This window comes from Streptomyces mexicanus (genome assembly GCF_902506575.1).
Lineage (GTDB): Bacteria > Actinomycetota > Actinomycetes > Streptomycetales > Streptomycetaceae > Streptomyces > Streptomyces mexicanus.
The window spans coordinates 1-1,385 of the sequence record NZ_LR732547.1 but is presented as its reverse complement, the minus strand read 5'-3'; the positions used below and the strand labels follow the sequence as shown (position 1 = coordinate 1,385).

Genomic DNA, 1,385 nt, shown 5'->3' with positions numbered 1-1,385 from the left:
CGGCATGCCCGCTGCCCTCCCCAGCCGCCACCGCATGCCCGCCGCCCTCCCGGAGACGCGCACCGGCCAGGTCCCCACCGGTGGCAGGGGGTGGTCCGCTTCCCGACTCCCCCACCTGCCCGGTGTGTTCGGCGAACAGCGCCTCGGCCCGGCGGCGCAGTTCCTCCGCCCGGGCGTGGCGGTGCCGCAAGCCGGTGCGGACGGCCGGGCGGCGGTGGCGGGGGCGGCTGTCGGGGCCGGGTCCACGGCCCGGTCCGCTGGTGGCGGTTGCTGTGCGTGTGTGGGATCGACGTGCCATGGCACGAGCATCGGGCAGCCCCGCACCCCGACGATGATCTTGCTCGATTTCCGTGGATCACGGCTCGGTTGTGGACAACTCCGCCACTCGTACGAGGGAGCGCCCTGCCGCCGGCTGACGTCCTCAGCGCGGCGAGACCACGACTCCCAGCAGCCCCGGGCCGGTGTGCGCGCCGATGACCGCGCCGACCTCGCTCACATGCAGCTCGGCCAGCCCGGTCACCCGCGCGCGCAGCCGGTCCGCGAGGGCGCAGGCCCGTTCCTGGGCGGCGAGATGGTGGACGGCGATGTCGACGCCCGCGCCGGTCGCGTGGTCGGCCGCGATCTCCTCCAGGCGGGCGATCGCCTTGGAGGCCGTACGCACCTTCTCCAGCAGTTCGATGCGGCCGTCCTGCAGTTGGAGCAGCGGCTTGACGGCGAGCGCGGAACCGAGCAGGGCCTGCGCGGCGCCGATGCGGCCGCCGCGGCGCAGATAGTCGAGCGTGTCGACGTAGAAGTAGGCGGAGGTGCTTCCGGCCCGCTTCTCGGCGGCGGTGACCGCGTCGTCCACCGTGCCGCCCTGCTCGGCCGTCTCGGCGGCGGCCAGGGCGCAGAAGCCGAGGGCCATCGCGACCATGCCGGTGTCCACCACGCGCACCGGCACCGGGGCCTCGCGCGCGGCCAGGACCGCCGCGTCGTAGGTGCCCGACAGCTCGGCGGACAGGTGGAGGGAGACGATGCCGGTCGCGCCGGACTCGGCGACCTTGCGGTAGGTCTCGGCGAACACCTCGGGGCTGGGGCGTGAGGTGGTGACGGATCGCCGCTTCTGCAGGGCCTGGGCCAGCGAGCGGGTGGAGATCTCGGTGCCCTCCTCGAGGGCTCTGTCGCCGAGGACCACGGTCAGCGGGCCCGTGGTGATGCCGTGGCGCTCCATCGTCCGGGGCGGCAGGTAGGCCGTTGAATCGGTGACGATCGCGACATGGCGGGACATGAGCTGGAGGTTACCTGCCATGGTGCCGGGGCGGCAGCCCAGCCCCTCTGACCGGGTGGACCGCCGACGGGGTCATGTGGTGCTCTCGGGGCGGGCGTTCTTCTGCCCGGGGTAGGTG

1 protein-coding gene and 1 pseudogene are annotated in these 1,385 nt (G+C 74.0%); both read right to left on the bottom strand.

The genetic code is table 11. From position 1 onward, the window contains the following. Window positions 1-298: pseudogene (locus tag GV126_RS36915) on the bottom strand (ComEA family DNA-binding protein); the annotation flags it as partial. Between the two features lie 123 nt (window positions 299-421). Then, a complete protein-coding gene (locus tag GV126_RS32100) occupies window positions 422-1,267 on the bottom strand; it encodes a DegV family protein (RefSeq protein ID WP_159674431.1) in 846 nt (281 codons plus the stop codon). Window positions 1,268-1,385: the final 118 nt, after the last annotated feature.